Source organism: Xenorhabdus sp. NBAII XenSa04, assembly GCF_963866145.1.
Lineage (GTDB): Bacteria > Pseudomonadota > Gammaproteobacteria > Enterobacterales > Enterobacteriaceae > Xenorhabdus > Xenorhabdus indica.
In genome coordinates this window covers 1-10,117 of record NZ_CAWMEB010000425.1, presented here as the reverse complement: position 1 = coordinate 10,117, position 10,117 = coordinate 1, and the positions used below count along the sequence as shown (strand labels likewise).

General features: G+C 41.8%; 5 protein-coding genes. All 5 read right to left on the bottom strand.

Going from position 1 to position 10,117, the window contains the following annotated elements:
* Positions 1-49: 49 nt before the first annotated feature.
* A complete protein-coding gene (locus AAC147_RS17660; protein WP_052189618.1) occupies positions 50-1,006 on the bottom strand; it encodes a fimbrial protein in 957 nt (318 codons plus the stop codon).
* A gap of 12 nt (positions 1,007-1,018) precedes the next feature.
* The gene (locus tag AAC147_RS17655; RefSeq protein WP_156115384.1) at positions 1,019-3,517 is read right to left on the bottom strand and encodes a fimbria/pilus outer membrane usher protein; all 2,499 of its coding nucleotides are present in this window, start codon (positions 3,515-3,517) and stop codon (positions 1,019-1,021) included.
* 79 nt (positions 3,518-3,596) lie between these two features.
* Positions 3,597-4,199 carry a fimbrial biogenesis chaperone gene (locus AAC147_RS17650; protein ID WP_338114281.1) on the bottom strand — a complete coding sequence of 201 codons (603 nt, stop codon included), beginning with the start codon at positions 4,197-4,199 and terminating at the stop codon, positions 3,597-3,599.
* Between the two features lie 195 nt (positions 4,200-4,394).
* Entirely contained in the window at positions 4,395-4,940 is a 546-nt protein-coding gene (locus tag AAC147_RS17645; RefSeq protein ID WP_047683308.1) for a fimbrial protein, read from the bottom strand.
* Positions 4,941-5,284: 344 nt separating this feature from the next.
* Positions 5,285-10,117, bottom strand: a 4,833-nt coding sequence (locus AAC147_RS17640) for a non-ribosomal peptide synthetase (protein ID WP_047683306.1), incomplete at its 5' end; no start/stop codon positions are given.

The window sequence follows — 10,117 nt, the reverse complement described above, 5'->3', positions numbered from 1 at the left end:
AGAATGACCCAAATTCTGAGGAGGCAATTAGCCTCCTCAGAATTAATGATTACTTATAATTGATAGTGAAAGTGGCCGTGGCATTAACGCTACCGGCAGAAACACGATCATGGGTTTGGTAATACTTCGCCATATATGACAATGTTTCCGAAGAATTTATCGTGCCAAGATCCTGCGGTTGATTAAATATCACAGGCTTACCTCCGCTATCTAAAATCTGGATGCCGATCCCTGTTGCTGATGAGGTTGAATCAGCATTTATCACTCCATTTGTATCAGTTTTTCCCGGCTCCCAGATAATACTCGCGTTCGGGGATCCCTTGCATTGCACGTTAATATCGAAAGAACGTCCACCAACGGTATTACCTCTGTTTTTAAATTGACTAACTAATACAGTTCCCATCGGAACATTAACAACTGGCGTGGTTATTTTACAAGTTCTTGCTGTGACGTTAAAAGCCGGAATGATATATTCGTATAAAATCTCTTCGGTTTTATTTCTCTTCTCATCTTGACGAGCCATCATTATTTTTATCTCATTGACTTTTCCGGATTGAACACTATCATCAATCTCTATATAAAATTTACTCTCAAATGTCTTTTCTTTGCCGATCCCTCTAACACTGCCCTGTCTCATTTCCGCATGCTCCAAATCATTAGGTTTGAGGCTCCATTTAAATCTGACACCGGAGAGACTGGTATTATAAAAGTTATTTTTGTGGTAATTCTTTATTCCATTGATATCTTTGACGTATATATTCTGATTGTATTTACTACATTTTACCCCATTCCCATTACTGAAGATGGTTTTCCTATACGGAAAAGATGTTTCATTATAGTCAACAGAAATATCGCCAAATGTGATTATCTGAGTGTCATTATTAGCCGTACATACTGCTGCGGTAACCCGCGTTGAATAACTCCCCGCGACAATGATAATTAATAATGCCAATAAAAAGTTATTAGCTTTAATCTGAAAGCGATTATTACGTTCAACATTAAACATGATAAATTCCTTTTAACTGCGGCAGTCCGCGGTCAGGCGTAATACGCCTGATTTTTCGGGCAGCACTGATAAATCTGTTTTTGCATGACATTGTTGATCTTCATTTTTTCCCCATTGTACTTTTATTTCTGCCTGCTCTGGGACAGCATTCAAATACAGTTCACCGTCATCACCAACAATCCCGCTACTGTCACTGTTTATTAACGCTGCGCTGGCACCAAAAGGTACGGGTTTGCCGTTGTGGCGTAATGTTACTAATATCCTGTGCCCCTGACGGACGCGAAAATCGGCAGCAATCACGGCACCGCGAGTCGGTACAATGTGTTGCACAGCGTTGTCAAGATCAATACCATCAGCCAGCATTTCAGTATCCAGGGCAACCCGGTTGTAGGCATAAGGTTCGACCGACGGGATTACGGCATAGCCACGTTTATCCGTTTTAATTCCACTGTGATTTAAAATCTTTGTTTCTGCTGCACCAGCCGCTTTAACCAGTACCACGGTCTCACCCAATGATTGAGAAAACGTAATGCCGTCTTGATGGGCAACGAGACCACCAGACAGCCCGTAGTTAAGCGATTGGCTATTATCACTGTAGCTGTAACCCAGATTCACACGGCCAAAAGAATGGCTATATCCCAACGAAGCACCGCCGCTCGCCCCTTCCATATTATGGCTGTGCTCCCCGTGGATACTATAGGACAAGGCATGATCGTCCAATGCACTGCCACTTATCGCCAGTTGTTGACTTCCCTGACTGCGGCCGTTTCTGCTGATGCTGTAAGTTGCCCATCCATTAGGTAGCCACTTATCCAATGGAATAGAGACGTTAAACGATGCCTGTATATCCTTACTCTTAATGGATTCATGATTGGCATTGTAGGAAAGGTTCAATCCATAACTGATCCCGGCAAGGTTAATGTTATAACCCGCAGATAATGATCGGTTGGTGCCTTGTTTTCCCCAGTAATCTTGCTGATAGGCAGATACATAAAGATTGCCAAAATCCCCCATCCCCTGGTTCAGGGTTAGCTCCAATTGGCTTCGCTTATTTTGTGCACGGCTGGCGTCTTTTCTGACTGAGTATTCATTTGCCTCTGCAAATGAATAGTATTCCGGTGTGGAATAACGATAACCGGAGAAAGTCAGGGATGTCCCCGTCGCCTCAATACTTTTCGTATATCGAATTCGATACGATTGCCCTCGTTTACGTTCATTCTCCGGCAATCTGGCATCTGCCAGTGTCATATCCAGAGAAATTGCACCAAAATTACCTAGTCCAACCCCCAGTCCCGCGTTAAACGCCCTATAGTTTTCTGCTACCTGCATACCAGATAGCAAACTTAACCGATTGGAGAACCCATAAATAAATGCTGCTTCGCTAAAATAAGGTTTATAAGTGTTGGCATTGGAATAACGGTAGCGCCCCAGGGTAACCTGATATTTTAACTGCCCTTCTCGCTGCATCATTGGCACTGATGAAAATGGTTGCACAAATTTACGTTGCCGCCCGTCCTTTTCGGTGATCGTGACATCCAAATCACCGGAGCCGGAGGTTGAATAAAGATCCGTAATAACAAAAGGCCCCGGCGGAAAATAGCTTTCGTAGATGACGTAATTATTTTGGCGAATCGTTACGCGCGCGTTGGTTTGAGCAATACCACGAATAATTGGCGCAAAGCCACGTTGGCTGCCGGGCAACATTAAGCTATCGGATGTCATAGAAGCACCGATGAACGGCACGCTTTCAAATATATCTCCGTCAGTAAAGGTTTCGCCAAGAATGAGTTGGCTTTTTAGTCCATGAATGTCCCGTTGGATGTAACTGTTAATGGATGAAAAACGACTCTTACCTTTACTGGTTCCAGGATCATTTTTTCCAGAATCATAGTCATAAACGGATTGATTTCTTACCCGCCACGGTCCGATATTTATCCCGCTGTGTAAATTTAAAAAATAACTCTGGTTTTTTGTATTCTTACTATAATTCTCTGACCCACTAAAATTATAGCTCATTAAAAATGCTGACTCTCCTTGTTGCCATAAATGTGATGCCACAGTATCTCTGGCTTGATTATCCAATGCCGCTTGCGGAATACTGATATCCAGACGTTGCTCATAGAAATCAAATGAAGCCGATGCCTGTGGAATATACTCGCTAATATCATCAATAATTTGTTCAGGCGAGAGTGTCATCAGCGCAGGCAAAACCGAGATTTTTACGCCAAACTGTTTTAAATTATCGACCGTTAGCTGTGGCGACAGTTTGCCGTTTTCCAGTTTAATAAAATTAACTTGTTTTGTTTCTTTCTCTTTGCCGTTAAGAAATATATTCACCTGATATTGACCCGGTAATTGGCTGCCTGGGGATGAAAATGTACTTAAATCAATTACCGATTGAGTATCATTTAATTCCAATGCTGATAATCGAAAATAATCCTTTGCCATGACGGGTAATGATAACAACACAGAAAAACATAGAATAAAGACCGAAAGCAAACATGTTGGCATGACTGTGCTGCTACTTGTTTTATATTTAATAAATATGATTTTTTGTCCCCAATATTCTTTGTTATCTTTCATCTTCTTTTTAAGGCAAGTTTTTAATTATCTCTTTGCTGACACCACCATAACTGTTAATACTATTCCAGCTAACTAAGCCGGGTGATTCAGATGGCAGAACGAAATGTGCAACACCCTGTGGCGCGATCATGTCAGTCCCCGTCAGGGTTTTCCCGGCTACTTTGAGCTGCCCGATGGTTACGTAATAATTACTGGGGTTTCTGACCTCAAGTTGGTGACCCATGCGACGAAATGTCAGCGTCTTATAAGCTTCTTCGGCATCACCTTCAATGCCTTCAGGCCGATAAAATAATTTGATTCGGGTTTTCACCGTAATCAATAAAGAATTTTGTTCATTCTCTTGTATAGACGGAATAGATTTTACATTCAGATAAAAAATCGATTCTCTATCCTCAGGTAAATGACCGCCGGTACGGACAATACGAAGAATACTTTCCTTGCCCGCATCCAAACGGAATAGCGGCGGTGTCACAATGAACGGCGCTTTTTCTCCCTTTGAATCAGTACTGATAAAAGACTGAATTAAATAAGGCCGGTTTTCGTCAGAATTTTTCACTGAAATTGAAGTTTCTTTTTTATTGCCTTTATAAATAACGCGGGTTCCACCCACGGTTACACCTGCCCAGGATGGCAATACAAAAAACAATGAGCATATAAGTGCTATTTTTTTCGTTAGCATATACGATGTCAATATTCTTTTTATTTTATCTTTCATTATTACATGACTATTTATGATGTTAATAGGTCAAGGCCGCAGCCATAAAAATGCCTCTGCGGCCAGGAAATAAATATTTATAAATAATTTTTATTTGTAATTTATTTCGAAATTAAGTGTGGCATTGGCCGTTCCGGCTTTAGCGGTTTGTCCATTAGATACATAAGCCGCTTGTAAAAGTATTTCCTTACTAGCTGTATCGATATCAATATCATCTAATTTGTGAGAACCAGAAGTGAAATCCATCGGGGTACCTTTGGAGTCATAAACACTGATGCCAATCCCTTCTGCACCCGACGAGTCTATTGCTAATAGCTTGGGATTATGGGCATCCTTAGTCCCAGATAATGTGATCTCCATTTTTGAAACAGGTTTAGTAACAGGGCACCCAGTTAATTTGATTTTAAAATTCCTTTCGCTCCCATCAACTTTTTCTCCCACATTTTTTATATCACTTTTGAGGTATGTCCCCATGTTCACAATCTTGTCAGAATCACTGCCAACAGAGCAGGTTGATTCTACAATCTTCCCCTGGAATTTTACTTCCCCTTTTGTTGTCGCAGGAGCCGCATAAGAAATATTGCTTACTGAAATCAGCATTACAGTAATAAAAGATAAAACAAAAGTCTTTTTCATTCACATATCCATAAAAATCATAATATACAACCGCTTATTATGTATAACGCAAAATAATAAAGCGTTATAACGAAAAGATTCCGAGCACAGTTTCTGTGCGCAGAAGAAAAATTTACCTTAAGAATCAAAAAAGATCAATAATTTGATCGGTATTGACGATCAATAGTCAATATATTGATAGGATTTATCAATCAAGGGAAAGTGAAGTGAAACGGAGAAACGTTTTTTTACATATGCGCCATAATTGCATAGATTAACGTTAACAACTGACTGAGGCAACTTTCGCCGCCGAATTCGATATTGGCCTCATTGACGAGGCCAATATGTTAATTTTTCAGGAAAATTTAGCCATAAAACTGACTGATACTCTCTTTTTCTTGACCGGATATAATGACATTCAGTAGTCGTTCATAATATTCAGCCAGGTTATCAATAACTTCTCCTGTATACAGTTCTGGATTGTAATTGAGTGCACACTCGATCTTTTGTGGCATGTATATGAGATTCATTCCAAGTGATTCAAAAGGAATCACTTGGGCCTCTATCAATTCCACATCAAGATTTGGCAGTGATAATTTTCCATTCCTGGACATATCGATAAAATCATAGAGATTTTGCGCATCCAAATAGTTAAACAGAACATTAAATATATTATCTATCGCCTTTTCTCCCACCACTTCAAGCACAACAGACATGTGAGTATTTGAATTTTCTATGAAGTGATGAACAGACTGACTAACCTGCTTAATGACTTCTTGCAGGCTCATCTCCTTACTAATAGTCGATTTGACTATTAAGTCACTTAAGAATAACCCGACTGTTTGATGGCTTTCTAGGCTATTACGGTCAACTTTTGGTGAGGTAACAATATGTTGTGACTCACCGGAGTGCATAAAAAGACAAGTGTGGAATAAAGCCATAAATAACATATAAGGCGTGATCTTATGAGTTTCACAATATTGTGAAACGGCTTTATCGAGTGAATCAGGTATTTTGATATGACGGGAATGAGAGCGATATTTTGAGGCCAGATGACGTTTGAAAGGAACGGGAAAATTACGTTCTGTACTAACATCGGAAAATTGTTGCTGCCAAAATTTAATCTGTTTTTTAACTGCCTCAGTTGAATGAGTTTCTTGCAAGTCATAAACATAATCAGAATATTGCATAGCAACTGGTGGTAACGTATTTTCTTGCCCCTGAGAATAAGCCGTATATAACTGTTTAAACTCATTCATTATGACATTGATAGACCATCCATCAGAAATAATGTGGTGCATATCAACAAATAATACTGTAATTTTTTCCGAAACAGGCAATAAGAATGTCCTGATCAATGGACCTTTGTAAACATCAAAAGGTGTTCTTAATTTCTCTTCCCAGAGTTTGTTAATTTCAATAATAACTTTTTCTTTCTCTATTTCTTTTGGTAATGCTTCGATAACTTGTAGATTAATTTTCATTTTATTATCAGGCTGCATGAAAATTTGCTCGTTTTCTTTATAAAACGTAAAACGCAAACTTTCATGCCGCCCTAAGATGGTATTTAACGTTTTTTCCAACGCACTATGATTCAGTTTTCCTTCCATCAGTAAAGCAACTGGTACATGAAAACTGTCCTCCAATAATTTTTCTTGAATAAAATACCAAAACAGTCTCTGACTATAAGAAATAGGTATTTTTCCATCAGATATATTAGGTGTTGTCTTTGGTGCAGATATTTCGTGCTTATGATTGTTACGAATCACACTTGCAATTTGTGCAATGGTTGGATTTGCAAATAGCTGCTGCATACTGAAATTATTGGTTAAAGTACTTCTTATGGCAGCGGTTATCTTAACGGCCAGGAGTGAATGACCACCGAGCGAGAAGAAATGATCATAAATACCAATTTGATTGATTTTTAGATGTTCTTGCCATAACTGACAGAGTTTTTTCTCAATTTCATCTCTCGGTGCGATATAAGTCTGACGATGTAAGTCACTCTCATCTGGAATAGGTAACGCTTTTTTATCCACTTTATTATTCAAATTCAGTGGCATACGTTCCAATGGGATATAAAGACTGGGCACCATATAATCAGGCAGTTGTTTTTTCAGAGCAGATTCCAGTAACTCCGCAAGTTCTCCACCAATGGCAGGGAGTTGTGGATAATTGGCCAAATGAGTTTGGCTGTAATCTGAACGTGCCTGTATTTGAGGTAATTCACCCCGGCTGAAAATGACATCCAACAAGTCAGGTCGTTGTTGTGACCATGTCACATCACACTGATAACCACACTGTTCGGCATAATGAAGCAAAGACTCCAATGCCTGAATTTGCTCCGTTGCTTGCGGAGAAAAACCGCCTGCATATTCTGACGGCGATATCATCTGATTGGCTGGCCAATGGCGTAGCCCTTCCGCTAAGTCAAAATCATCTTTGATGCGGGCATTAGGTATGCCTGAAATACCGAATGCCGGGTCTATCCCTGCCTGCAATAAATCACGCAGATTTTCCAGAGTAGAGAAATCGTACCAATTGCAAGATAAATTATCACGAGATGTCGTCTGCTCGTTTCTCTTATGCAGAATGACATCATACCGATAGCGCAGCATTTCATTATCACCGATGCCACGTTTGACCAAAATATCAACCCGGCTAATTTCAGGATAACGTGTTGGTAACTGGGTAAAATAGGTTGGGCTAAGCAGCAATTCGGTTTCTTGTTGTAATCGCCGCTGAATACGATTTGCCAATGTACTGACTTCAATGCGTTGCCCATTCAGGTGACCTTGCTCAATGGCTGTGACATGTGCAGTTAATAGATCTAAGTTACGAATATCGCCCAACAAGACTTTTCCGCCTGTCTCCATGATTGACAGTAGCTGAGTAAGCACTTTTTCCAGGTATTGAACATTGGGGAAGGATTGCACAACGGAGTTAATCACAATGGTATCGAACTGATCAGGCGTGGTTGTGCCCAAATTCAGTGCATCCCCCCTTCTTAGCTCTACGTGCGACCAGCCACGCTGTTGCAGAATCTTCTGATGACGAGCCAATATTTCCGCTGAAATATCAGTGGCCAATACCGATTCACACTGAGCCGCATAATGGTACAACAAATCCCCTGTCCCACAGCCGATTTCCAGTAAGCGACGGGGACGCAAGGATTCAATTCGCTGTACAGTGCCTGTCCGCCACTCTTTTATTTGGTCCAGCGTAATGGGCTGACCGGTATAACTGTTTATCCAGCGACTGAAATCCGTGTCTGAATCTACTACTCCATTATTGTCATGATTGGTATTTTCCGATGTATGTTGTCCTTCAAAGACATTTTTCCAGTTTTCAATATAGCTCTCATTCAATGCAGTCACTTTTTCGTCTAACCACGCCGTTGTGGGACTGATATAAGCAATGAGTTTTTGATTTTCGTTATTTTGACTATACGTGCTTACCACCGCATGACTCACAATATCATTTGCTGCTAAAACAGCCTCAATTTCCCCCAACTCTATCCTGTACCCTCTGATTTTAATCTGCGAATCCAGTCGGCCAATAAATTCCAGTTCACCTTCCGGCGTCCAGCGCACTAAATCCCCTGTACGGTAAAGCCGGTCTGCCGGATTGGTGCTGAAAGGATCAGGAATAAACTGTTTTTCTGTCATGTCCGGTGCATTACGGTAACCCCGTGCCAGTTGAATGCCACCGATGTGCAGTTCCCCGACAGCACCAAAAGGCACCAGATGACCGTCAGCATTCAGGATACGCATCACGGTATTCGGCAACGGTTTTCCAATCGTCACTCGCTTATCAGCGGTTAATAAGGCGGCAGTCACAATCGACGTACACTCAGTCGGGCCATAAACGTTAAACAGCTTTCTGCCCTGTGACCACTGTGCAGCGATATGCGGCAACACCGTTTCCCCCGCTAACAGCAAGGTTGAAACGGTGCGCCATTTGTTGAAATCCAGATGAGGCAGCAGCGCCGGCGGGAGTACGGCATGGGTTATATGGTGTTTTTCAACCATCTCGTCCAGCCATTCAGGTGAACGGCGGTGTGTTTCTGAAATCAAATACAGCGTGGCCCCATAAGCCAAAGTCATGGCCATTTCCAACACAGCGGCGTCGAAGCTCCAGGAAGCAAATTGCAACCCGCGAATATCAGCCCCCGCACCAAATAACCGGGCTTGTGCCTGTGCCAGATTCACCCACCCCTTATGCTCCAGCATTGCCCCTTTTGGCCGGCCGGTAGAGCCTGACGTGTAAATGACATAGGCCAGATGATTTTCTGTCAGGGGCACCGGGCGATGAACAAGATTACCGGCGGGCAGGTTTTGCACCTGCGACTGTACCGTGTCGGAATCCAGACAGATAACGCGTTGCTGGCTGATGGGTAATTTATCCACCAGCGCTGTTTCAGTCAGGATAAATTCCGCCCCGCTGTGCTCCAGCATATATTGCAGGCGGGCTTGCGGGTAACTGGCATCCAGCGGCACATAAGCGCCGCCGGCTTTGAGAATCCCCAACAGGGCAATCACCGTTTGTAACGACCGGGGAAGGCAAATGGCCACCAGAGTATCTGGCCGGATACCTTGTTCAATCAGGTAATGAGCCAACTGATTGGCCTGAGCATTAACGGCCTGATAACTTAAAGCTTCCTCCCCAAAAACCAGCGCGTTTTTTTCAGGATTCAGGGCCGCCTGTTCTTCAAACAGTTCATGGAAGCACCGCCCTGGTGGATAATGATTCTGTGGCCCATTTAATTTATGCAGTAAGGTCTGTTTTTCAGCTTCTGCCAATAATGGGAGTTCATGAACGGAAGGTTCTTTATTGATTGAATCATCTGTCATCACCTCAACAATGCCAGAAAGCAAGGTTTCGTAATTGGCGATGAATCTCTCAACGGTGCTACTGTTGAACAGACTCGTGTTAGAGACCCATACTATAGATAATTCACTTGTCTGTTCTTCTTCATAAACATGGACTTCCAAATCAAATCGAGTCGTTTTAAGTAAATCATCGCCAAAATCAGTAATATTATCCTGTTCCAGCGTTGTATCACGTTGGTTGTTCTGTACCGCAAAGATAATCTGGAATATAGGATTGTGATTTAAGCTTCGTTCCGGACTGAGCTTTTCTACCACTAGCTCAAATGGCAGATCTTGATGCTCATAGGCATCCAGAATGGTACGACT